Origin of the sequence: Sanguibacter sp. 25GB23B1 (genome assembly GCF_040012415.1) — a bacterium.
In the GTDB taxonomy this organism is placed as follows: domain Bacteria; phylum Actinomycetota; class Actinomycetes; order Actinomycetales; family Cellulomonadaceae; genus Sanguibacter.
The window spans coordinates 1-21,198 of the sequence record NZ_JBDYKL010000052.1; the positions used below are offsets into that span (position 1 = coordinate 1).

The 21,198-nt window shown below is 71.7% G+C and carries 24 protein-coding genes; 12 read left to right on the plus strand and 12 right to left on the minus strand.

From position 1 onward, the window contains the following. The first annotated feature begins 72 nt into the window (after window positions 1–72). From ABKW26_RS19185 to ABKW26_RS19205, 5 genes are all read left to right on the plus strand, one after another. Window positions 73–957: an ABC transporter ATP-binding protein gene (locus tag ABKW26_RS19185; protein WP_348595687.1), complete on the plus strand. Its 885-nt coding sequence runs from the start codon at window positions 73–75 to the stop codon at window positions 955–957. Beyond that, window positions 954–1,763, plus strand: coding sequence for an ATP-binding cassette domain-containing protein (locus tag ABKW26_RS19190; protein WP_348595688.1), 810 nt, complete (start codon window positions 954–956; stop codon window positions 1,761–1,763). Before ABKW26_RS19185 ends, ABKW26_RS19190 begins: the two co-directional genes overlap by 4 nt. Window position 1,764: 1 nt before the next feature. Continuing rightward, window positions 1,765–2,748 carry an ABC transporter permease gene (locus tag ABKW26_RS19195; RefSeq protein ID WP_348595689.1) on the plus strand — a complete coding sequence of 328 codons (984 nt, stop codon included), beginning with the start codon at window positions 1,765–1,767 and terminating at the stop codon, window positions 2,746–2,748. A gap of 118 nt (window positions 2,749–2,866) precedes the next feature. Next, on the plus strand, window positions 2,867–3,811 hold the full coding sequence (locus tag ABKW26_RS19200) for an ABC transporter permease (RefSeq protein WP_348595710.1): 945 nt from the start codon (window positions 2,867–2,869) through the stop codon (window positions 3,809–3,811). Between the two features lie 33 nt (window positions 3,812–3,844). Next, the gene (locus ABKW26_RS19205) at window positions 3,845–4,147 is read left to right on the plus strand and encodes a hypothetical protein (protein WP_348595690.1); all 303 of its coding nucleotides are present in this window, start codon (window positions 3,845–3,847) and stop codon (window positions 4,145–4,147) included. 33 nt (window positions 4,148–4,180) lie between these two features. On the opposite strand, the gene ABKW26_RS19210 is transcribed toward ABKW26_RS19205, so the two are convergent. Further along, entirely contained in the window at window positions 4,181–5,161 is a 981-nt protein-coding gene (locus ABKW26_RS19210; RefSeq protein ID WP_348595691.1) for a LacI family DNA-binding transcriptional regulator, read from the minus strand. Window positions 5,162–5,216: 55 nt separating this feature from the next. Here ABKW26_RS19210 and ABKW26_RS19215 point away from each other — a divergent pair, with 55 nt between their 5' ends. Next, on the plus strand, window positions 5,217–5,450 hold the full coding sequence (locus ABKW26_RS19215) for a LacI family DNA-binding transcriptional regulator (RefSeq protein ID WP_348595692.1): 234 nt from the start codon (window positions 5,217–5,219) through the stop codon (window positions 5,448–5,450). Here the strand turns inward: ABKW26_RS19215 and ABKW26_RS19220 are convergent. Genes ABKW26_RS19220 through ABKW26_RS19235 form a run of 4 tightly spaced genes read right to left on the minus strand, consistent with a single transcriptional unit; the run spans window position 5,425 to window position 8,122 of the window. Beyond that, on the minus strand, window positions 5,425–5,865 hold the full coding sequence (locus ABKW26_RS19220) for a hypothetical protein (protein ID WP_348595693.1): 441 nt from the start codon (window positions 5,863–5,865) through the stop codon (window positions 5,425–5,427). The genes ABKW26_RS19215 and ABKW26_RS19220 overlap by 26 nt on opposite strands. A 58-nt stretch (window positions 5,866–5,923) precedes the next feature. Continuing rightward, complete coding sequence (locus tag ABKW26_RS19225; protein ID WP_348595694.1) at window positions 5,924–7,303, minus strand: hypothetical protein; 1,380 nt, start codon at window positions 7,301–7,303, stop codon at window positions 5,924–5,926. Window positions 7,304–7,356: 53 nt separating this feature from the next. After that, window positions 7,357–7,665: an SHOCT domain-containing protein gene (locus tag ABKW26_RS19230; RefSeq protein WP_348595695.1), complete on the minus strand. Its 309-nt coding sequence runs from the start codon at window positions 7,663–7,665 to the stop codon at window positions 7,357–7,359. A gap of 4 nt (window positions 7,666–7,669) precedes the next feature. After that, window positions 7,670–8,122, minus strand: coding sequence for a DUF6325 family protein (locus ABKW26_RS19235; RefSeq protein WP_348595696.1), 453 nt, complete (start codon window positions 8,120–8,122; stop codon window positions 7,670–7,672). Window positions 8,123–8,285: 163 nt separating this feature from the next. Here ABKW26_RS19235 and ABKW26_RS19240 point away from each other — a divergent pair, with 163 nt between their 5' ends. After that, window positions 8,286–8,840, plus strand: coding sequence for a potassium channel family protein (locus ABKW26_RS19240; protein WP_348595697.1), 555 nt, complete (start codon window positions 8,286–8,288; stop codon window positions 8,838–8,840). On the opposite strand, the gene ABKW26_RS19245 is transcribed toward ABKW26_RS19240, so the two are convergent. Next, on the minus strand, window positions 8,837–10,156 hold the full coding sequence (locus ABKW26_RS19245; RefSeq protein ID WP_348595698.1) for a chloride channel protein: 1,320 nt from the start codon (window positions 10,154–10,156) through the stop codon (window positions 8,837–8,839). The genes ABKW26_RS19240 and ABKW26_RS19245 overlap by 4 nt on opposite strands. A 165-nt stretch (window positions 10,157–10,321) precedes the next feature. Between ABKW26_RS19245 and ABKW26_RS19250 the strand changes: the two genes are divergently transcribed. Then, window positions 10,322–10,732 carry an SHOCT domain-containing protein gene (locus ABKW26_RS19250; RefSeq protein WP_348595699.1) on the plus strand — a complete coding sequence of 137 codons (411 nt, stop codon included), beginning with the start codon at window positions 10,322–10,324 and terminating at the stop codon, window positions 10,730–10,732. A gap of 27 nt (window positions 10,733–10,759) precedes the next feature. Here ABKW26_RS19250 and ABKW26_RS19255 read toward each other — a convergent pair whose 3' ends face one another. Next, entirely contained in the window at window positions 10,760–11,062 is a 303-nt protein-coding gene (locus tag ABKW26_RS19255; protein WP_348595700.1) for a hypothetical protein, read from the minus strand. Continuing rightward, complete coding sequence (locus ABKW26_RS19260; protein WP_348595701.1) at window positions 11,059–12,333, minus strand: DUF2254 family protein; 1,275 nt, start codon at window positions 12,331–12,333, stop codon at window positions 11,059–11,061. The genes ABKW26_RS19255 and ABKW26_RS19260 overlap by 4 nt, the downstream gene beginning before the upstream one ends. 157 nt (window positions 12,334–12,490) lie before the next feature. Between ABKW26_RS19260 and ABKW26_RS19265 the strand changes: the two genes are divergently transcribed. Next, a complete protein-coding gene (locus tag ABKW26_RS19265; protein ID WP_348595702.1) occupies window positions 12,491–15,073 on the plus strand; it encodes a LuxR C-terminal-related transcriptional regulator in 2,583 nt (860 codons plus the stop codon). On the opposite strand, the gene ABKW26_RS19270 is transcribed toward ABKW26_RS19265, so the two are convergent. Further along, complete coding sequence (locus ABKW26_RS19270) at window positions 15,039–15,518, minus strand: hypothetical protein (protein ID WP_348595703.1); 480 nt, start codon at window positions 15,516–15,518, stop codon at window positions 15,039–15,041. The two genes, ABKW26_RS19265 and ABKW26_RS19270, sit on opposite strands and share 35 nt — an antisense overlap. A 136-nt stretch (window positions 15,519–15,654) precedes the next feature. Further along, window positions 15,655–16,569, minus strand: coding sequence for a LysR family transcriptional regulator (locus ABKW26_RS19275; RefSeq protein ID WP_348595704.1), 915 nt, complete (start codon window positions 16,567–16,569; stop codon window positions 15,655–15,657). Between the two features lie 70 nt (window positions 16,570–16,639). Between ABKW26_RS19275 and ABKW26_RS19280 the strand changes: the two genes are divergently transcribed. Together ABKW26_RS19280 and ligD are read left to right on the plus strand one after the other, a co-directional pair. Continuing rightward, on the plus strand, window positions 16,640–16,816 hold the full coding sequence (locus ABKW26_RS19280) for a hypothetical protein (RefSeq protein WP_348595705.1): 177 nt from the start codon (window positions 16,640–16,642) through the stop codon (window positions 16,814–16,816). A 62-nt stretch (window positions 16,817–16,878) separates the two neighbouring features. Then, entirely contained in the window at window positions 16,879–17,931 is a 1,053-nt protein-coding gene (gene ligD, locus ABKW26_RS19285) for a non-homologous end-joining DNA ligase (RefSeq protein ID WP_348595706.1), read from the plus strand. Here the strand turns inward: ligD and ABKW26_RS19290 are convergent. Together ABKW26_RS19290 and ABKW26_RS19295 are read right to left on the minus strand one after the other, a co-directional pair. Further along, entirely contained in the window at window positions 17,928–18,980 is a 1,053-nt protein-coding gene (locus tag ABKW26_RS19290; RefSeq protein ID WP_348595707.1) for an ATP-dependent DNA ligase, read from the minus strand. The genes ligD and ABKW26_RS19290 overlap by 4 nt on opposite strands. Beyond that, window positions 18,929–19,519: a DUF1294 domain-containing protein gene (locus ABKW26_RS19295; RefSeq protein WP_348595708.1), complete on the minus strand. Its 591-nt coding sequence runs from the start codon at window positions 19,517–19,519 to the stop codon at window positions 18,929–18,931. The genes ABKW26_RS19290 and ABKW26_RS19295 overlap by 52 nt, the downstream gene beginning before the upstream one ends. Before the next feature lie 146 nt (window positions 19,520–19,665). On the opposite strand from ABKW26_RS19295, the gene aztD reads away from it, so the two are divergent. Continuing rightward, complete coding sequence (gene aztD / locus ABKW26_RS19300; protein WP_348595709.1) at window positions 19,666–21,123, plus strand: zinc metallochaperone AztD; 1,458 nt, start codon at window positions 19,666–19,668, stop codon at window positions 21,121–21,123. Window positions 21,124–21,198 lie beyond the last annotated feature (75 nt).

The window sequence follows — 21,198 nt, forward strand, 5'->3', positions numbered from 1 at the left end:
GGGCTCCCCGCCCGGCGCACCCACGCTCGGCGTCACCGTCGACGCCGAGCCCGACCGACACTGGGAGCACGAGTGACCCACGAACCTCTGCTGACCGTCTCCGACTTCAGCGTGGTCTACGACGTCGACCCGCCTGTCGAGGCCGTCCGCAACGTCTCCCTGACGGTGCGCCGCGGGGAGATCCTCGGCCTCGCCGGCGAGTCCGGCTGCGGCAAGACAACCCTCGCGTACGGCGTGCAACGACTCCTCCAGCCACCGGCCGTCATCACCTCCGGCTCGGCCGTCTTCCACGACGCGTCGGGCACCGACGTCGACCTCAACACCCTCGACGCGCAGCAGATGCGCGCGTTCCGCTGGGCGAAGGCCTCGATGGTCTTCCAGGGCGCGATGAACGCGCTCAACCCCGTCCTCAACGTCGGGCGCCAGCTCGGCGACGTCTTCTCCACGCACCGACCGCAGATGAGCAGGGGCGAGCGGGCGGAGGAGAGCGCCGGTCTGCTCGACCTCGTCGGTGTCGGCCGGGACCGTCTCCGCTCCTACCCGCACGAGCTCTCGGGTGGCATGCGCCAGCGCGTCATGATCGCGATGGCGCTCGCCCTCAAGCCCCAGCTCATGATCATGGACGAGCCCACCACGGCGCTCGACGTCCTCGTCCAGCGGGAGATCCTCGAGCAGATCTCCGAGCTGCGTCACCAGCTCGGCTTCTCGGTCGTCTTCATCACGCACGACCTCCCGCTCCTCCTCGAGATCTCCGACCGCATCGCGGTCATGCGCGAGGGCCGGATCGTCGAGCTCGACACCGCCTCGACCATCTACCACCACGCCCAGCACGAGTACACACGCCGCCTCCTCGGCTCCTTCCCGAGCCTCACCGGCGACCGCGGCGCGTTCGTCCGCGGCACCGACGGGACGTCCGAGCAGGGCAGCGTCGTGACCGCAGGAGAGGCATCCCGATGACCACCCTCGAGCTCAAGAACGTCACGAAGCGGTACCGCATCCGTGGAGCCGGCGACATCCTCGCCCTCGACGACGTGAGCTTCACGCTCACCTCCGGGCGCACGCTCGCCCTCGTCGGGCAGAGCGGCAGCGGGAAGTCGACGATCGCGAAGATCCTCACCCAGCTCGAGCGCGCGACGTCGGGGGAGATCCTCCTCGACGGCAAGCCCGTCCCGCGCCGCGGGCGGGCCCTGCGCCGCTACCGCCAGCAGGTCCGTATGGTCTTCCAGGACCCCTTCGCCTCCCTCAACCCGTACCACACGGTCCGCCACCACATCGAGAGGCCGCTGCTCCTCGACCACGTGGTGCCGCGCGAGGACGTCGAGGCGGAGGTCGTCCGGCTCCTCGAGCGCGTGCGGCTCGAGCCCGGCACCACGATCGACAGGCGCCCCCACGAGCTCTCCGGGGGACAGCGCCAGCGCGTCGCCATCGCCCGCGCGCTCGCGTCCCGCCCGGGCCTCCTCGTGGCCGACGAGCCCGTCTCGATGCTCGACGTGTCGATCCGGCTCGGGGTGCTCAACCTCCTCGCCGACCTCCAGCGTGAGTCGAACCTCGGCGTCCTCTACATCACCCACGACCTCGCCACGGCCCGCCACTTCAGCGACGAGATCATGGTGCTCAACCACGGGACCGTCGTCGAGCGCGGCCTCGCAGACGACGTCATCCTCAACCCGCAGCACCCCTACACCCGAGCGTTGCGAGACGCGTCCCCCGACCCGGAGAGGCACTTCTCGGGGACCGGCACGACCGCCGAGACGAGGAGCTGAGATGCGGTTCTTCCTGCGCCGCGGCGCGTTCTACCTGTTCACCGCGTGGGCGGCCATCACCATCAACTTCTTCCTCCCTCGGATGATGAAGGGCGACCCCGTCTCCGCCTACCTCCAGAAGAACCAGGGAAAGATCAGCCCGGAGGCGATCGACTCCCTGCGCACGCTCTTCGGCCTCGACTCGGCAGCGCCGCTCTGGCGCCAGTACCTCGACTACTGGGGACTGATGTTCAGCGGCGACCTCGGGAGGTCGTTCTCCAAGGGACTCGCTCCCGTCGCCGAGGTCATCGCCGGGGCGCTCCCGTGGACCATCGGCCTCGTCGGGATCGCGACGGTCATCGGCTTCTTCCTCGGAACGTCGCTCGGCGCTCTCATCGGCTGGCGCCGGGGGAGCCGGGCCGACGCGATCGTGCCGATCGCGACGTTCTTCTCGACCGTCCCGTACTTCTGGATGGGACTCATCGCCATCGCGCTGCTGTCCTCGACGCTCGGGTGGTTCCCCGCGTCGCACGCCTACAGCAAGGGCGCGCGGCCGGGCTTCACGCTCGAGTTCATCACGGACGTCATCGAGCACGGCGCCCTGCCTGCCCTGACGATCGTCCTCGCGTCCCTCGGCGGCTGGGTGCTCGGCATGCGCAACATGATGATCACCGTGCTCGACGAGGACTACGTCACCGTCGCCCAGGCGAAGGGACTGAGCCCCCGGCGCGTCATGGTCAGCTATGCGGCCCGCAACGCGGTCCTCCCGCAGCTGTCGAGCTTCGCGCTCTCCCTCGGGTTCATCGTCGGCGGCACCCTCGTCATGGAGCTCGTCTTCTCCTACCCAGGCGTCGGGAAGCTCCTGCTCGACGCGACGACGGCGAAGGACTACCCGCTCATCCAGGGACTGTTCCTCGTCATCACGCTCGCGGTGCTCGCGGCGAACATCCTCGCGGACGTCGCCTATGCCGCTCTCGACCCGCGCACGCGCCAGACGGAGGCCTGAGATGACCTACACGACCACGGTCGCGACCGGCGAGGACACCCTCCCGGCGGAGGCCTCACCCGCACCCGGCACGACGGGCGGCCGCCGTGCCGTCGCACGGTTCGCCCAGTCCTTCGCGATGTTCCGGAACCGCAAGTCGATCACCGGCCTGTGCATCCTCGGGTTCTTCTGCGTCCTCGCGGTCTTCGGCGACCTCGTCGCGCCGTACGGGCCGCTCGACAAGGACTTCGACGCGCTCAAGCAGGCGCCCTCGTGGCAGCACCTGCTCGGCACCACGCACATGGGGGAGGACGTGCTCAGCCAGATCATCTACGGCACGCGCGGCGTCCTCGTCGTCGGGTTCCTCTCCGCGACCATCGCGACCGTCATCGCGGTCGCCGTCGGCGTGACCGCCGGGTACGTCGCGGGGTGGCGCGGGGAGACGTTGTCGGCCCTGACGAACGTGTTCCTCGTGCTGCCCGCGCTGCCGCTCATGATCATCGTCGCCTCCCAGTACGAGAACCCGAGCCTCGTCCTCATCTCCGCCGTGCTCGCGCTCACCGGCTGGGCGTGGGGCGGGCGCGTCCTGCGTGCCCAGACGATGTCGCTGCGCAACCGCGACTTCGTCCAGGCCGCCCGGGCCAACGGCGAGCCGCTCTACCGGATCATCACGGTCGAGATGCTGCCCAACCTCACCGCGATCATCGCGTCGAGCTTCGTCGGCACGGTCACGGCAGCAGTCCTCGGCCTGACGACCCTCGCGTTCATCGGCGTCATCCCCATCACGAACCTCAACTGGGGCACCATCCTCTTCTGGGCTCAGCAGAACGGCGCGTTCCCGGACTTCTGGTGGTGGTACGTGCCGGCCGGCCTGTGCATCGCCCTCCTCGGCACGGCCCTGTCGCTCATCAACTTCGGCATCGACGAGTACGTCAACCCGAGGCTCCGGTCTGCGGGTGAGCGGGCGCGCGCGCTGCGCAAGAAGGGGCTCGGGTCCTCGAGCGGCGTGACCGCGGTGGCGCCGAGCCCGCTCGCCGCGCCGTCCGAGGAGAAGAGAGGCGTCGCACCGGAGGACGAGCGCTGAGTATGCTCGGGAGCCACACCAGGGGGCATCATCGTGACCAGTACAGAGACCGGCGTCGACGCACGCCGCAGGACCTCGCGGCGGATCGCGGCCGGTGCGTGCGCGACGGTGGCCGTCCTCACGGTACTGGCCGCTCTCCAGCCGTTTCCCGCGGCAGGACCGGTCATCGTGATCGGCGAGCTGCTCGCCCTCGTCGTCGCCCTCGTGTTCGCCGTGCGGTCGGCACCGCGATCGTCACCGGGCCGCCCGAGCACGAGGGCCGCGCTCGGTGGCACGCTGGTGGTCGTGGGTGTCGTGGCCGCTCTCGCGACCGTCGGTCTGACGACCGTTCTCTGAGCCGAGCTGGCGTGTCGTGACCTGAGCGGCGGTTCAGCCGGAGGCGCGGACGAGCAGCCGCGGCGTGATGGTCCGGCGGTGGACCTCGGGGCCGGGAGAGCCGTCGAGGAGGACGGCGACGAGGTCGAGCGCCGCGGCGGCGATGGCGGCGCGGTCCGTGGCGACGGTCGTGAGCTCGGGTGTGACGAGCGCACCGAGGTCGAGGCCGTCCATGCCGACGACCGCGACGTCGTCGGGGACGCGGCGCCCCTGGCCGGCGAGCTCCTTGAGCGCGCCGATGGCGAGCACGTCGTTGAAGGCCAGGACGGCGTCGATGTCGACCCCGCGTGACATGAGCTCGGCGGCCGCGGCGAGACCGCCGGCGTGCGACTCCTCGACCCGGACCTCCGAGCGGGGGGACCACGGCAGCCCGGCCGCCTCCAGCGCAGCGCGGTACGCGAGGCACCTGGGTGACGGCTCCGGGCCGGAGTCGATCATGGCGATGTCGCGATGCCCCTGCTCGACGAGGTGGTGCATCGCGGCCTCGACGCCGGCCGCGTGGTCGATGGTCACAGCGGCCCCGCTGAGGGTGTCGTGCGGGTCGTCGATCGACACGGAGGGGATGTCGAGGTGCGACGTCGAGCCGGCGGGGACGCGTCCGACGACGACGTCGACGCGGCGGAGCAGCGGTGCGAGACGCTGGTTGATGGCGTCGGAGTGCTCGTACCCGACGTCGCAGAGGATGAGTCCCCACCCGCGTGAGGCGGCGGCACGGCTGAGCTCGGACGCGAGCTCGGAGTAGTACGGGTTGCGCAGGCTCTCGACGAGGAGGCCGACCGTCACCTCTGCCCCTCGCACGAGCGACTGTGCGGCACGGTTCGGACGGTAGCCGAGCTTCCGGGCGGCGACGACGACGCGCTCCCTCGTCGCCGGGGCGATGTCGGCCATGTCGTTGAGGGCTCGGGTCACCGTCTGGCGAGAGACACCGGCCTCGCGCGCGACGTCGAGGATCGTGGTGGCTCGGGGGGTGGGCACGGGTCCAGGGTAGTGCTAGCGTGAGGTCCGTGAACGTTCACGGAGGAGGTGCGGTGTGATCGGCGACGACGGACGACGACCGACGATCCGCGATGTCGCACGCGAGGCCGGGGTCTCGGCGCAGACCGTCTCGCGCGTCATCAACGGGTCGAGTGAGGTCCGTCCCACGACGCGGGCCGCGGTCGAGCGGTGCGTCGCCGAGCTCGGGTTCCAGCCCGACGAGGCTGCGCGGGCGCTGGCCCGCCTCAAGCACGGGTCGCGGCCTACCGGCTCATCGGTCGCGTCGTGACCGCCCAGAGGACAGCGACGTCGAACGCGATGACCACAAGACTCCACACCGGGTAGTACGGCATCCACAGGAAGCTCGCCACGATGCTCACGCACGCGAGCGTGCCCGTCAGGACGCGAGCCCAGACCTCACCGCGGAGCAGCGCGATCCCGGCGAGGAAGACGAGGGGCCCGAGGACGAGGTGCGCCCACCCCCAGCTGGTGGCGTCGAAGCGGAAGACGTACTCCGCGCCGTAGACGAAGAAGGTGTCGTTCACGAGCGCGATCGTCCCCTGGACGAGGTGGAGGATCCCCGCCATGATCATGAGCACCGCTGCGAAGGCCGTCACCCCGGTCGCGAGGACAGAGTCCTCCGCCGTCGGGCGATCGTCATACCGCGGGCGCGCACCGTGCGCACCGCCACCAGCTGCTGTCATGACCGTCTCCTGTCTCGTCGAGAGCGGGCGCGAGTCCCCGTGTGCTGAAGCCTGGTCGTCACGTGCCTCCCGGCGGATCACCCCGTGCGGGTGAGACGACGCTCCGGGCCGGGGCGACGGCCAGGAGCTCGATGACGCCCAGGATGACGAGGCAGACCACGGTCACCAGGACGACTCCGCCTGCGGACGGTGCCGTCTGGAGCACGAGCACGGCGGCCGCCGCGGTGACGGTCGTGACCTGCAGCTGCCGCCGGTGGGCGCCGACCCACGTCCCGACGCGTCCTGCGTCACGCGTGGTGTCGACGGTCCGCGAGACCCGTCGGAGCAGCGTGCGCGTCCGGACCGCCGACCGGGACGGGCCGGCCAGGAACGCGACGGCTGCCACGACGAGCGCCAGGACGGCCGTCGCGCGCAGGCCGTCCCGCAGCGACCGGACGAGGATGTCGAAGACGGTCGCTGCCGTGTCCGGGGGAAGCCCGTCCGGTGGGATCGCCCGCAGGTAGAGAGCGCGCACCACGAGGAGCGCGAGCCCGAGCACGAGCATGGAGACGAGCAGGCCCACCGCTCCGCGCACGAGCGTCTCGCGGCGTCCCCGGGCTAGGAGCACACCGCCCACGAACGCGACGAGGGCGACCCACGGGAGCCACAGGGCCGCTCCGTCCAGGAGCCGGTACGCGCGCTGGGTCGAGACGAGCGCGTCGGACCGGACGAGCACGATCGACCTCTCGATCTCCGGGATGCGGTCAGCGGCGGTGAACCCGTTGGCGACGAGCCGTCCTCTCGCCTGCGCGATGACGGGCGCGAGGTTGGCGGTGACCGTGTCGCCCTGAGCGCTGAGCACCCCGTCGGGCGTCCCGTCGAGGAGCGCGACGAGCTGAGCGTGGGCCGAGCGGCTCACCCGGGCCCACGTGGCGTCGAACTCCGTGCTCGCCACCAGGCGCTCGACCTGTGAGCGCACGAAGCTCTCTATGCCGTCCGCGATCGGCGCGGCCAGGCCAGGCAGCGCGACCGCCAGCGCGGGCGGGAGGTCCTCCCGCTGCGACAGCGCAGCAAGGACGTCGTTCGCGAGAGACTCGACGCCGACGCTCTCCGTGATCGCCTCCGTGACGCGGGTGCTGACGGCAGACTGCACGCCTGCGTCGCCGGCGAGCGGTGCCACGGTCTCGACGAATCGTTCCGTGTCGGAGACCTGGGTGTGCGCCCAGACCGCGACCACCGTGAAGGGAGCGAGAAGGCAGGCCAGGACGACGAGGAACGCCGACACGGCCGGTGTCCAGCGTGACCTGTCACGAGCGGTCGCCGGCGCGACCCGCTCCACGGTCGCCAGCCTCGCCTCGAGCTCTGCGACCCGCGCGCGCAGCACGTCGCTCTCTGCCGGCCCGTGGTCCGCGCCCGGCGCGGGAGCGTCGTCGGGTCCGCTCGTGCTGAGGTCGCTCATGCTGGGACTCCTCGGGTCCGCACGGACGGTCGGTCACCTGCGTCTCGTGTGCGTCACCCGCCGAGGATCCGCGCCTTCTGGATCGCGAGCTCCTCGTCAGTGAGGATCCCTTGCGCCTTGAGGGCGGCGAGAGTCGTGAGCTGCTCGAGCACGTCGGCGGGGGCCGGTGCCGGTGCCGCAGGCGGCGGCGTGGTTGCGGGCGGCGCGGCGACGTCGTCGTAGGCCTGGCGCCGCAGCACCGCAGTCTGGGCGTCGCTCTGGGCGAACCGTGCGGCCTGGTTGCGCTGCACACGTCCGCTCACGGCCGTCGCGGTCCCGGAGATGACGGCGGTGCGTGCGATCCCACGCAGGAGTCGGGACATGTCCTCACGCCTTCCCGTCGGTCCTGGTCTCGAGAGAGTCGAGCGCATCCTCGACGGCCTGCGCGGGCACGCGCCCGCTGGCGACGAGGTCGCCGCCGTCCTCGAGCGCGGCCGTGACGAACGGGACGGCCCACGTGTTCTCGTAGAGGATGAGCACGGCCGTGCTCCCGGGCCGGACGGCCGCGCCGGCATCCTGCACGTCGTCCTCGTCCAGGAGACCGGAGTGCGCCCAGGCGAGCTCGGCGAACCCAGCGAGGCCGTCCGGTCCGTCGTCGGACGGCTCGACGACCTCGACGACGCCGTCGGTGGTCGTGCGCACGACCAGGACGTCGTACAGCCGGACGATCCCGCGATCGACGAGCCGGAGGATCTCCTGGGCGGTTCGGCTGGACGGCACGGCCCCGGTGAACTCGATGACGACGAAGTCGACCGGACCGGTCGCCTGTGCCACGGACATCTCGCGCCACCTCTCCTCGACGGCGGGAGCTGTCCGGTGACGGTGCGTGCCGTCGCCGTGCCGCCGGTACGAGCCTTCCGGACGACGGAGCGGCGCCCCTCATCCGGAGGGAATGAGGGGCGGACGGGTCGTCGACGGGGATCGTGTGCCCAGGAGGTGACGGGTGGGGCCGACAGATCGGGGCGAGACATCGGCGCGGCTGCTCCCGCGGGGCGTGCTGCCGCGGGTCGTCGCGCGTGCGACGACAAGCTCGGCGTCGCTGGTCGGCGTGTACTACCTCGCGCCCCTCGACGGTACCTCGACCGGGACGGTCGTGGCGTTCGTCGTCGGGCTCGTCGCGGTCGTCGGCCTCGTGGGGTGGCAGGTACGCGCAGTCCTCGCCGCGCCCTACCCGCTGCTGCGCTCGATCGAGGCGCTCGCGATCATCATGCCGTCCTCTGTCGTGCTGTGGTCGGTGGCCGCCGTGGTCCTCTCACGTTACGACCCGGCCGCGTTCAGCGAGGTGCTCGACCGCACGGGCGCGCTCTATCTCACCATGTCGGTGCTCGCCACGGTCGGGTTCGGGGACGTCGTCGCCGTGACGGACGGAGCGCGCGCTCTCATGACCGTGCAGATGGTGGGCAACCTCCTGCTCGTCGGTGTCGTGGTGAGGCTCTTCGTCGGTGCGGCCCAGCCGGGGCGGTCGATGAGGGACGACGAGAGGCGAGAGCCCCGCTAGCCGGAGGGCGTGGGCGTGGTCTCCGCGGGGGCTCCGGCTCCTCGCGTGAGGAACGACATCATGACGTGGGCGACGACGACGGCGACGATGACGAGAGGCATGAGCGTCAGCCCCTGGGACAGCAGCAGCGTGGCGAGCAGCACGGAGACGAGCGGCAGCCGCAGCATGACGACGCACATCGCGCCCATCCCCATCGCGGCGCCGGCCACGGTCGGGAGGCCCGGCGCGTGCGACAGCGCGATGCCTCCTGCTGCGCCGATGAACATGCCCGGGAACACCGGCCCGCCCCGGAACGCGGCGAGCGAGAGGCCGTAGGCGAGGCCCTTGAAGAGCATGAGGAGGACGAGCGCCCCCACGGAGTACTCGGAGGCGTGCAGCAGGAGGGGTCCGAGGGCGGTCTCGCCCGAGAAGAGGACCGCCCCGGCGTCCCGGTCGGAGAGAGCGCCGTACGCCATCGCGACGAGAGCGACGAGGAGACCGACGACGACCGGGGCGAGGACGGGGCGCGCTGCGCCGCGTGCGCGGACGAGGCGGGCGAGCCTCTGGACGGCGATCCCGAGGAACGGCGCGAGGAGGCCGATGGCGACGGCCCAGCCGAGCTGAGGGACGTCCGGGCGTGCGAGGTCCGGAAGGTCGGGGATCGCGAGCGAGACGGTCCCGAGACCCGTGAGGGAGCCCAGGCCGATGATGACGAGCGCGCCGATCCCGGAGGCGAGCAGCCCGGGGACGAGCATGAACCCGAGCGTGGCGCCGCCGACCGCGGACGCCTCCATGAGCAGGAAGGCGCCGAGCAGCGGCGAGCCGAGGAGCAGGCTGATCGCCGCGAACGCACCAGCGGCACCCAGCACGGCGACAGCCTGGTCGTCGTCTCCTCGTCGCACCAGCCGTGGTGCCCACGCTGCGAGGCCCGCGCCGAGTGCGATGAGCGGCGCTTCCGGGCCGACGACGGCCCCGAGACCCAGGCTGGCCAGCGCGGCGAGCGCGATCCCGGGGATCTCGCTGGGTCTCGGCGGAGGTCCCGCGTGGAAGCCGTCGGCGGGGGAGTCGCCACCGTGGCCGGGGAGGTAGCGGACGCAGATCCCGACGACGAGTCCGGCGAGGACGAGGGGCGGTACCGGCCACCAGAGGGGGACGGCGTCCAGGCCGAGGGCAGAGGGGAGGTCGTGGTAGACCCAGTGCTGCATGTGGTGGACGAGCTGCAGGTAGGCGAACGACGCTGCCGAGACGGGCACGCCGATGGCGGCGGAGAGGAGGAGGAGCTCGCGGTAGCGCCGGGAGTGGAGGCTCGGCAGGCTCGGCGTCGAGGGTGACGACATGGCTCTCCTTCGCGTGCGCGGACAGGGCTCTCGGTGCGCTCCTGCTGACACGATGCGGGGTGCGGGCGTCGAGGTCCATCACTCGCCACGGATGAGGAGCTGCCCGCCCGGCCGGGCCACGATCGGAGGCGAGGTGCTGGATTCCCCGCGACCGTGGAGGTTGAGATGGACGACTACCCGTTGCTCGGTCTGTTCTGGACGATGCTGTGGTTCTTCTTCTTCGTTGCCTGGATCAGCGTGATCTTCACGGTGTTCCGCGACATCTACGCCAGCTCCGACCTGTCCGGTTGGGCCAAGGCCGGCTGGACGTTCCTGATCTTCGTCCTGCCGTGGCTCGGGGTGCTCGTCTATCTCGTCGCGCGCGGTGGAAAGATGCGCGAGCGTCAGGTCGAGAGCTTCGCCGCTCAGGAGAGGGTGTTCGCGGACTACGTCCACTCCGTCGCGTCGTCGCCGCCGTCGACGGCCGACGAGCTGACCAAGCTCGGCAACCTGCGTGCGGCCGGCGTGCTCACGGACGCGGAGTTCGCGGAGCAGAAGGCCGTGCTCCTGCAGAGGGCGGTGTCCGCCGGGCGGTAGGGGCCTCTCTGGTGCGGTCGGGCCCGGTCAGCCAGGGGGCTGGTCGGGTCCGATCTCTGCCTGGGGGTGCCCTGCCGGGGGACGCTCGGCCGGGAGCGTGTCCGCCTGCAGCCGCTGCACCTCGACGACCTCGAGCCCGAGCGTGCGCAGCCGGGTGACGAAGCCGAGGAGCTGTGCCTGGTCGGTGAACGCGCGGGACAGCACGGTCGAGACCGACGCGGACTCGATGGCCACCTCTCCCAGGGCCTCCAGGACGTCACCGGGGATGAGGCCGAGGACCCGGAGCTCGTAGACCGACGGGCCGTGCCGGTCCGGGGCGGCGCCACTCATGGCGTCGTCCCTCCGAGGCCCTGACGGTCGGCACGCGACGCACGCTCGAACGCCTCCGGTTCGGGGAACGACCGGGTCACCGTCGTGGCCAGTGCGGTCCGTTGCGCATCCAGGGCCGGCCGGTTCTCAGGAGGCACGGTGGCGAGCAGCTGGTCGAGGAGTGCGGCGAGGCGACGGCAGACCTGGACGTCGCCACCACCCACCTGACGCACCTCGACGAGAGCCAGCTCGACGTACTGCTCCCAGGTCCGACCCGGGATGGAGACCCGGGGTGAACCGTCGTCGTCGACGAGCACGTACGTCCCGTGCAACGGCTCGAGGGCGGCGGACTGGAGGAAGAGCTCGATGTAGTCGAGCACCTGGACGGCTGTCGTGGGGTCGTGGATCGCGGGGGAGAGTGCCCGGACAGCGATGTCCACGAGGATGCGCAGCGCGAACGCCGGGTCCTGGTCGACGGTGCGCTCCACACCGAGCACGACGCACCTGGTCAGCTGTGCGTCCCGAGGCGCTCGTGGCCCGGAGACGGTGAACAGAGGCGCGCCGACGGGGACCATCGTGCCGACGCCGTAGCCGAGCTCGACGACGCACGCGTGCCGGTGGGCGAGCCCCAGCAGCCCCAGATGATCGATGCCCTGGACGACGCCCGCCTCACGAGCGTGCACCACGCGTACGGGCGCATCCTCCGTGCGCACCGGGACGTCAGAGTGTCGCGACGACGGTGGACTCGCCGGCGTCGCGACCCGGCGGCCCGCAGCCAGGACGAGCGCCGCCACCGCGACGGGTCGCAGGTGCTGCGTGAAGTTGTCCAGGTAGACGAGCAGGAGCACGAGGCTGCCGAGGCACAGGAGGCCGGCGGCGGTCACCCCGAGGTCGGGGACGGCACCGTCCTCGACCCGGCGGAGGTTGGAGAACGCGAACGAGAAGGTCCCGGCGAACGTTCCGAGGACCACCTTCTGGAGAGGCTGGCGGTACCAGAGACGCATGAACCGGGGCGAGAGCACGCTCGTCGCCTGCTGCACCACGACGACCCCGATGGTCACGACGAGCCCGGTGAGCCCCACCATCGCGCCGGCGATCGTCGTCAGGACGGTCGTCGCCGTCCCGGGCTCGTACTGCAACCACGACGGTGCGGAGATCGCGGTGTCGAGGAGGGTGCTGGCCCAGCCGAGCAGCCCGCCCAGGACGGCGCAGACCAGCGGCAGCACCCAGAGGCTGTCCACAAGGTACGTGCGTGTGCGGAATCGGGCTCGCCAGGCCCACGGGGAGCTCATGGTCCGTGGACGCTACGCCGCAGGTGCTGCATGTCCGTCATCCCGGGGGGACGAGGACCGGACGCTCCCGGCCGGTTGCCGACCTCGCATAAGCCCCCTAACGTGGACAAAGATCGCGTACGCCGTCGACGTTCCAGCGTGGTCAGGAGCAGTCAGCATGCGAGCCAGCCCGAGGTCTGCCATCCCACCACCACCCCGAGCGGCCGTCGCGCGAGCGCGGCTCGAGGCGATGCTCGACGTCGGGGCGCACGGCCTGCTCACCCTCGTGGCCGCACCGTCCGGGACCGGCAAGACGGTGCTCGTCTCCTCCTGGGCGCGCACGCGCTCGGGGGCCGTGCGGTGGATCTCCGTGGACGAGGCCACCGATGCCACCGACCTCTGGCACGAGATCCTCACCGTGCTCGATCCGACCGAGGTCGAGACCGGCACACCGGGGAGGCCGTGCGACCTCAGCGGGCGGGCCCTCGACCGCCTCGCGACGAGCCTCGACGCCCGGGAAGACCCGGTCGAGCTCGTCCTCGACTGCGAGGTCGCCCTCCCCCCGGAGGTCGCCTCCGCCCTCGACCGGCTCCTGCGACGACGTGGCGACCTGCTCCACGTCGTCGTGATCGCACGTGTCGATCCTGCGATGCCCCTGCACCGCTACCGCCTCGAGGGCACGGTGACGGAGATCAGAGCAGCCGACCTCGCCTTCACCCGCAGCGAAGCGAGCGAGATGCTCGCGACCGCAGGGCTGGACCTGCTCCCCGCCGACGTCGAGACGCTCATCGTCCGGACCCAGGGCTGGGCCGCCGGCCTGCGCCTGGCCTCGCTCGCCATCACGCCGCGCACGGACCGTGCCCGTGCGGTCCACGACGTCCGCGGAGACACCGGGATGGTGGCGGAGTACCTCCTGGCCGAGATGCTCGACCAGCAGCCGGCCGAGGTGCGGGACGTCCTGCTGCGCACGAGCGTCGTCGACGTGGTGCGCCCCGGGCTCGCGCAGGTCCTCGCAGGTCCGCGGACCCCGCGGACGCTCGCTGCGATGCGGCACGAGAACATCCTCGTCGAAGAGCTCACGGAGCACCCCGGGTGGTATCGGTACCACCCCCTGTTCCGTGAGCTCCTGCAGGCGCAGCTCGCGTACGAGGCACCCGACGAGCACCGTGCGCTCCACCGGGCCGCCGCAGCCTGGTACGTCGAGAACGACCGTGTCGACGACGCCGTCCGGCATGCGGCTGCCGTCGAGGACTGGACGGTCGCTGCGCGCCTCGTCGTCGACTCGCTCTCGACGGTCCGGCTGGCGGTCGAGCGCACCCCGACGCTCGGTGACCTGCTCGCGGACCTGCCCGAGCACCTCACCGGTGCCGCTCCGCGGATGGTGCGCGCGTGCCTGGACCTGCGCGACGACTGCGACCCCCGCACGGGTGCGGTCCCGCTGATCTCCACGGACGACGCCGCGTCCTGGCCGGAGGGCCGGCTCACGGCCGCGCTGCTCACCCTCCTCTCCGCATCGAGGCTCTCCACCGCGTCCACGCACCCCGACCCGTCCCTGCGCGACCCCGGTGCAGTCCTCGGCGCGGCGGCCGTCGCCGAGGACCTCCTGACCGCCCAGCCCGCCCACCGGCTCGAGAGCCACCCGGAGGTGCGGACCGTCGTCCGCGCCGGCGCGGGCACGGGCTGGGTCCTGCGCGGAGACCTCGACCGGGCCGCGCAGGTCTTCGCCGCCGGCGCGCACGACCCCTACGAACCGGGCCGCGAGCTCCCTGTCATCAGGTGCCTCGGGCACCTCTCGCTCGTCGTCGCCCTCCGGTCCGAGCTGCGACGGTCGGCCGCGCTCGCGGACGAGACGCTCGCCCGGTGCCGCGCGGCAGGTGCCCGCGGTGGCGCGGAAGAGGGGGCCGCAGAGCTGGCTCTCGCGTGGGTGCGCACAGAGACGTTCGAGTTGGGCGCCGCCCGACGACATCTCGTCCGTGCGCGCACCTGTCACGCCGAGAACCCTGGCGCTCTCGTGGCGCTCGTGCTCCCTCTGGTCACCGCACGGCTGAGCCTCGCCCACGGTGACCCGGCTGGAGCGCGCGACGTGCTGCGGGACGCGCTCGAGTGTTCCCCGCCGCTGCCGGAGTGGATGCAGGCGCTCCTGTGCCACGAGGCGGGCGAGGTGTCGGTCGAGGCGACGCAGGCGGCGCTCGGCGGGCCCCGGCCGGACGAGGCCCTCCCGATGCTCGCTCTCCGTGTCGAGGCGTTGCTGGCCGAGGCAGCGGATCACCTCGCTGCAGGAGAGACCGCTCGTGCGCGGAGGCTCGTGGCACGGTCCCTGGGGCTCGCCGCTCCGGAGAGCCTGCGGCGCCCGTTCCGGCAGGCGCCGCGAGAGGTCCGCCAGCTCCTGCGGCTCGATCCTGCGCTGCTCACCGCGCACCGATGGTTGGTCGGAGACGATCCGAGCACGCTGGCGGCGTGCGCCGGAGCAACGGACGCGACGGCCGGCTCCGGAACGTCCCGGACGCCGGCGGTTCTCGTGCCGCTGACCGCCAAAGAGCTCGAGGTGCTCGTGCACCTCGACGCACTTGCGCGGACCGAGGACATCGCCGGCGCGATGTTCATCACCGTGAACACGGTGCGCACGCACATCCGCCACATCCTCCAGAAGCTCGACGCCACCCGGCGCAACGAGGCCGTCCGTCGTGCCCGCGAGCTCGGCCTCATCGCGCCTCTGCGCTCTTCGGTCACGATTCCGGACGCCACGGTGCACGTGTCGTGACCTGTGTGCGGAGCCGGACCGACTCCAGCCGTGCCCCCGTCGCGAGGACCCCCGCGAGCACGTCGACGAGCGTCATGTCGTCGGGTGTCCGGGTCACGACCGTCCGGTGGTGCGCGTCGGAGGACGAGCTGTGGTGCGGGACCGCGTGCAGCAGTACGGGTCCGACCTGCCCGAGCACGCGCACCTCGTAGGTGGCACCGGAGCCCCTCGCCGACATCCGGGTCGGCTCGGGACTCGCTCGGAGGCGCTCGGGTGTGCGTCGGACCGACTGCAGCTCGAGGCCGAGATCGGCCAGTCGCCCGAGCGACCGCTCGAGGCCCGGGGCGTCGCCGACGGTGAGGACCAGGACGGTCTCCGTGACCTCCGTCAGCCCCCGCCAGGAGGCACGGGCCGGGACGGCGACGGGACCCAGGTTGCCCGACGTGCGGATCTCAAAGGTCGCCATCGTGGTCGTCGGCTCCGGTCGGGTCGTGGTGCGCAGCGCCCGTGCTCTGCTCTCGTCGCAGCCTGCGCCGCGGGGGAGAACCGCCCCTCATCCGCAGCGGACGAGTCGGGCGGTGTGGCGCGGAGCTGTTCCGGGTCTAGTTGATCGCGGGCAGGTGGCCGGCACGGGCCCGGTGCACCACGTGCGCGCGGAAGAGCTCCGCGGAGGCCAGGAGACGACGTTCGGTCGACCACACCATGCCGATCTCGCGGGTCGCGTTGACGTCGATGATGTGGAGGTAGCGGATCGCGGCGTTCGCCGACCCGAGCGACGCGTCCCCGGACGCGGGCACGATCGCGACCCCGAGGCCTGCCGCGACGAATCCCCGCAGTGTCTGGACGTCGTCAGCCACGAAGGCCACCTGCGGGTCGAATCCTGCGGTGCGGCAGAGGTCGTCGCTCATGCGGCGCAGGAGCAGCGGCGGCTGGAGCACGAGGAAGTGCTCGGTCGCCGCGTCGGCGAGCCGGACGTCGGTCAGGGCGGCCAGAGGGTGGTCGCTCGGGACGGCCAGGCGCAGCGGCTCGTCGAGCAGCAGCGACCGGTGCAGCGCCGGGCCGGACGGTCGCACGGTCGACAGGAGAAGGTCCGCGTGGCTGTCGAGGACGGAGTCGACCTCCTCGTCGGGGACCTGGACGAGGTCGAACTCGACCTCGGGGTGCTCCCGCCGGAAGCTGCTCACGAGGTCGGGCACGAGCCACGAGCCGAGGGACGCCTGGAACGCGAGAGCGACCGTCCCGGTCTCCGGTCCGAGCAGGTGCTCGACGGCGGCGAGCCCGTCGTCGAGCTGATGGAGGAGTGCGTCGACGTGCCGCTTGAAGGCGGCGCCCGCCCGGGTCATCCGCAGCGTCCGGCCCGAGCGTCGGAGCAGCGGGGTGCCGACCTCGCGCTCCAGCCGCCCGAGCGCTCGCGAGACGCCGGGCTGGCTGATGTGCTCGAGCTCGCTCACCTCGGTGACGGTCATGCCGTCGGCGACCTGCTGGAACCATCGGAGCGCGTCTGTGTCCATACTCATGACGTTAGTGCATGAGTTGTCGTCGATACAGTCATTGGACACATGGTTCAGGTCGCCGGAGACTGGGTGCATGACCACTGCAACGAAGAACGTCAATCCCGCCCCCCGTCTCTCCGCCGGTGCCACGCGCCCGTCGGCCCGCTTCGGCACGTGGTTGCGCGCGCGGCTCCAGGCCTACGTCGCCATGAACGAGGAGGCGTTCCGCGTCCCCGAGCGCAGCATCGCCCTGGACCAGTCGGTCCGCTAGCACGCCTCGGCCCCGACGGTGCGCCCGGTGGCGCCGCGCTGCGTCATCGGTAGATTCTCGGTATGGCCAGCGAAGCGATCGTCCTGCCAGTCCCCGGACCGCACGGGGAGCGCGAGGTGCGCCTCTCCAGCCCGAGCCGGGTCCTGTGGCCCGAGCCCGGCATCACCAAGCTCGACCTGGCGCGGTACGTCATCGAGGTCGGTGACGCCTTCGTCGCTGCCAACGGGGACCGGCCGCTCTCCCTCCAGAGGTTCCCCGCGGGTGTCGACGGTGAGCAGTTCTTCTCGAAGAACCCACCGAAGGGCGCCCCGGAGTACGTGCGCTCCGTCATGGTCGTCTACCCGAGCGCACGCTCGCACCCGCAGCTCGTCATCGACGAGGTCGCGGCTGCCGTGTGGGCGGTGCAGATGAACACGGTCGTCTTCCATCCGTGGCCGTCCCGCGCCGAGAACTCGGACAACCCCGACCAGCTCCGCATCGATCTCGACCCGCAGCCAGGGACCGACATCGAGGACGCGATACCGGCAGCGTTCGAGCTGCGCGCTGTGCTCGCCGAGGCGGGCCTGGAGAGCTTCGTCAAGACGTCGGGCAACCGCGGTCTCCACGTGTTCGCGCCGATCGATCCCGTGCGGGAGTTCCTCGACGTGCGACATGCGGTCATCGCCGCCGCGCGCGAGCTCGAACGCCGGATGCCGGAGAAGGTCACCACGGCATGGTGGAAGGAAGAGCGCGGCACGCGCATCTTCGTCGACTACAACCAGGCCAACCGGGACCGCACGATGGCGGGCGCGTACAGCCCGCGCCCCCTCCCGCACGCGCCCGTGTCCTGCCCGCTCACGTGGGACGAGCTCACGGACGCGCGCCCCGAGAGCTTCACGATCGCGACCGTCCCTGACCGTCTGCGCACGGTCGGTGACCCGTGGGCGCGGATGCACGAGGAGCCCGGGTCGATCGACACGCTCATGGCGTGGTGGGAGAGGGACCTCGCCGCAGGGCAGGGCGAGCTGCCGTTCCCACCGGACTACCCGAAGATGCCGGGTGAGCCGCCCCGGGTGCAACCCAGCCGTGCGCGCAAGCTCGCACCGGACGCCGCGGGTGGAGCAGCGTCCGACTAGGTCAGGACCTCGCTGAGGTCGTAGGCGACCGGGATCTCGAGCTGCTCGAACGTGCAGGAGCGCGCGTCGCGGTCGGGACGCCACCGAGCGAGCTGGACCGTGTGCCGGAACCGCGTGCCTTCCATCTGGTCGTAGCGGACCTCGGCCACCCGGACGGGCTCGAGCGGAACGTAGGAGACGTCCTTGCCCGAGGAGAAGCGGCTGCGCTCGGTCGCGGCGTGGACCACCTCGCCGTCGTCGTCGCGCCGTACCAGCGGTGCCAGCTCGTCGACGAGCTCGCGCCGGCGGACGGTGGTGAACGCCGACGCGCCTCCGACGTTGCGCAGCGTCCCGTCCGCGTCGTAGAGGCCGAGGAGCAGCGAGCCGACGCCGGTGCCGCTCGTGTGCACGCGGTAGCCGAGGAGCACGACGTCGGCCGTCCGGTGGTGCTTGATCTTGAGCATGACGCGCTTGCCCTGCGCGTACGGCGCGTCGAGCGGCTTCGCCACGACGCCGTCGAGCCCTGCGCCCTCGAACTCGACCAGCCATCGGCGTGCGGTCTCGCCGTCGAGCGTCGTCCGCGTGAGGTGGACGGGCGGCTCCAGGGCGTCGGCCAGCTCCTCGAGCGCGGCGCGTCGGGCGTGGAACGGCTCGTCGAGCAACGAGCGGTCATCGAGAGCGAGCAGGTCGAACGCGACGAACGAGGCAGGGGTCTGCTCGGCGAGAGTGGCCACGCGGCTCGCCGCCGGGTGGATGCGCTGAGAGAGGGCGTCCCAGTCGAGACGCTCTCTCCCGGGCTCGCCGGTGCGCAGGACGATCTCGCCGTCGAGCACGCACGGTCCGGGGAGCGAGCGGGCTAGGGCCGAGGTGAGCTCGGGAAAGTAGCGGGTGAGCATCTTCGAGCCGCGGCTGCCGATCTCGCAGTCCGTACCGTCGAAGTAGACGATCGCCCGGAAGCCGTCCCACTTGGGCTCGTAGACCAGTCCACCGGGCACGGAGTCCGGTTCCGGGACCGCGCTCACGGCGCGGGCGAGCATGGGGGAGACGGGTGCGGCAGGAGAGACGTCCATCGACCGATACTGCCCCAGCGGGCTGCCAGGCGACAGCCGAGGACCGGGTGGGTGGATCGGAGCAGGCCTGCTCCGGTGCTCACGACCTCGCGGAGGTTCTCGATCGCCGTCCGGCCGATCGGGGAGACCAGGAGTGCGACGAGGAGGATGTTGACGACGACGGTCCGCCAGAACGAGGAGCGGAAGCTCTGCTTGACCGTCTTGTGGCGCAGGAGCTGCTGAGCGACGATCGCGCCCGGCCATCCGCACAGGAGCCCGAGGTCGAGCAGGGTCCGCTCCGGGACCCGCCTCCGGTCTGCGCGGGCGGAGCGCTTGTCGGACGCGTAGGCCGCGAAGCACACGACGCTCATGACGCCGTAGACGGCGACGAGCCACCACGGGACGAGGTCCATGGCGGCCGCGGTCACGCTGACGACGAGGAACGCGACGACAGGAGCCCAGGGGCGGAGCCTGCGTCGGGGCGGTCGCGCCGCCGCAGTGGAGCCGGGGCGGGGCCGAGACGTCGGGGGCCGACCGGCCGGGAGAGGGGAGCGGGGCACGGGCAGATCCTACGGGCGCCACTCCCGCTCACGATAATGAGAACGATTCCGATTATCTGTTACGCTCGGCGACGAAGTCCTGCAGCACCCGTCCCCCCTGAAAGGAGCGGTGGCGCCGTCCCGTGCACGTGCGCCGCCCGACACCGATGACACTCTCGACACCCCCTCGACGCCGGTCCCGGCTCTCCAGCGGCTCAGCCCTCGGCCTCGGCCTCGTCCTCCCGCTCGCGATCCTCGCCGGCTGCTCGACCGACGACTCCGCCGCAGGCGCGACGACCGGGTCCGCGACGACCGAAGCAGCGGAGGAGAGCGCAGCCTCCGAGGCAGCCACCGTCACACCGCGCCTCGCACTCACCTATGACGGCGGCATCCAGGTCCTCGACGCCACCACGCTCGAGCAGGTCGCAGACATCGAGCTTGACGGCTTCAACCGCCTCAACGGCGCCGGGGACGGTCACCACGTCTTCGTCTCCACCACCGGCGGCTTCCAGCTCCTCGACGCCGGCACGTGGGCCGAGCCCCATGGCGACCACGCGCACTACTACACGTCGGAACCCCGCCTCACGGACGTGACCTTCGCCGCCGACAAGCCCGGCCACGTGGTCGTCCACGACGGCCGGACGGTGCTCTTCGACGACGGCACGGGCGACATCACCGTGCTCGACTCGGACGAGGTCGCGGAACCGGAGCCCGAGCTCCGGGAGTACACGACCCCGTCCGCCCACCACGGCGTCGCGGTCGAGCTCGAGGACGGGACGCTCGTCGTCTCCCAGGGCACGGAGGACGAGCGGACCGGCATCCGCGTCCTCGACGCCTCCGGCACCGAGATCGCCGCGTCCGACGCGTGCCCCGGCGTGCACGGCGAGGCGGTCGCCGCCGACGACGCCGTGGTCATCGGGTGCGAGGACGGAGCCGTCGTCTACTCCGGCGGAGCGATCACGAAGGTGCAGAGCCCCGACGCCTACGGCCGCATCGGCAACCAGTCCGGCACCGAGGCGTCACCGATCATCCTCGGCGACTACAAGTCCGACCCCGACGCCGAGCTCGAGCGCCCCACCCGCGTCTCGCTCATCGACACCCGCACCTCGACCGTGCGGCTCGTCGACCTCCCGTCGAGCTACACCTTCCGTTCCCTCGGCCGCGGCGACGCCGGCGAGGCGCTCGTCCTCGGGACGGACGGACAGCTCCACGTCATCGATCCCGAGAGCGGAACCCTCGTCCGGTCCGTCCCGGTCATCGCGGCCTGGGAGGAGCCCGAGGAGTGGCAGTCCCCACGCCCGACCCTCACCGTCCTCGACGGCTCGGCGTACATCACGGACCCGAGCACCAACACGATCCACGCCGTCGACATCCTCACCGGTGACGTGTGGAACACGGCCGAGCTCACCGTGACCCCCAACGAGCTCACCGGCGTGTCCGGCGACATCGAGACCGGAGCGCACGAGCACGCGGACGACGAGCACTCCGACGAGGAGCATGCGGACGAGGAGCATGCGGACGAGGAGCATGCGGACGAGGAGCACGCTGACGAGGAGCACGCTGACGACCACTCCGACGAGGATCACGCGGACGACGACCACGCGGACGAGCCTGCGACGTCCTGACCGGAGCACACCGGCAGGAGCGGGGGCGTCGCCCGCGGCGTCCTCGCTCCTGCCCGCCCTTGCCCACCCCCTGCT

What these genes read in the sequence shown, in the direction of transcription:
- ABKW26_RS19280 (WP_348595705.1), top strand. Translation starts at nt 16,640, where the DNA reads ATGACCACTGCAACGAAGAACGTCAATCCCGCCCCCCGTCTCTCCGCC.
- ABKW26_RS19230 (WP_348595695.1), bottom strand. Translation starts at nt 7,665, where the DNA reads ATGTCCCGACTCCTGCGTGGGATCGCACGCACCGCCGTCATCTCCGGG.
- ABKW26_RS19195 (WP_348595689.1), top strand. Translation starts at nt 1,765, where the DNA reads ATGCGGTTCTTCCTGCGCCGCGGCGCGTTCTACCTGTTCACCGCGTGG.
- ABKW26_RS19190 (WP_348595688.1), top strand. Translation starts at nt 954, where the DNA reads ATGACCACCCTCGAGCTCAAGAACGTCACGAAGCGGTACCGCATCCGT.
- ABKW26_RS19245 (WP_348595698.1), bottom strand. Translation starts at nt 10,156, where the DNA reads ATGTCGTCACCCTCGACGCCGAGCCTGCCGAGCCTCCACTCCCGGCGC.
- ABKW26_RS19270 (WP_348595703.1), bottom strand. Translation starts at nt 15,518, where the DNA reads ATGGCGACCTTTGAGATCCGCACGTCGGGCAACCTGGGTCCCGTCGCC.
- ABKW26_RS19290 (WP_348595707.1), bottom strand. Translation starts at nt 18,980, where the DNA reads ATGGACGTCTCTCCTGCCGCACCCGTCTCCCCCATGCTCGCCCGCGCC.
- ABKW26_RS19275 (WP_348595704.1), bottom strand. Translation starts at nt 16,569, where the DNA reads ATGAGTATGGACACAGACGCGCTCCGATGGTTCCAGCAGGTCGCCGAC.
- ABKW26_RS19260 (WP_348595701.1), bottom strand. Translation starts at nt 12,333, where the DNA reads ATGAGCTCCCCGTGGGCCTGGCGAGCCCGATTCCGCACACGCACGTAC.
- ABKW26_RS19200 (WP_348595710.1), top strand. Translation starts at nt 2,867, where the DNA reads ATGTTCCGGAACCGCAAGTCGATCACCGGCCTGTGCATCCTCGGGTTC.
- ABKW26_RS19250 (WP_348595699.1), top strand. Translation starts at nt 10,322, where the DNA reads ATGGACGACTACCCGTTGCTCGGTCTGTTCTGGACGATGCTGTGGTTC.
- ABKW26_RS19235 (WP_348595696.1), bottom strand. Translation starts at nt 8,122, where the DNA reads ATGTCCGTGGCACAGGCGACCGGTCCGGTCGACTTCGTCGTCATCGAG.
- ABKW26_RS19220 (WP_348595693.1), bottom strand. Translation starts at nt 5,865, where the DNA reads ATGACAGCAGCTGGTGGCGGTGCGCACGGTGCGCGCCCGCGGTATGAC.
- ABKW26_RS19225 (WP_348595694.1), bottom strand. Translation starts at nt 7,303, where the DNA reads ATGAGCGACCTCAGCACGAGCGGACCCGACGACGCTCCCGCGCCGGGC.
- ABKW26_RS19265 (WP_348595702.1), top strand. Translation starts at nt 12,491, where the DNA reads ATGCGAGCCAGCCCGAGGTCTGCCATCCCACCACCACCCCGAGCGGCC.
- ABKW26_RS19255 (WP_348595700.1), bottom strand. Translation starts at nt 11,062, where the DNA reads ATGAGTGGCGCCGCCCCGGACCGGCACGGCCCGTCGGTCTACGAGCTC.
- ligD (WP_348595706.1), top strand. Translation starts at nt 16,879, where the DNA reads ATGGCCAGCGAAGCGATCGTCCTGCCAGTCCCCGGACCGCACGGGGAG.
- aztD (WP_348595709.1), top strand. Translation starts at nt 19,666, where the DNA reads ATGACACTCTCGACACCCCCTCGACGCCGGTCCCGGCTCTCCAGCGGC.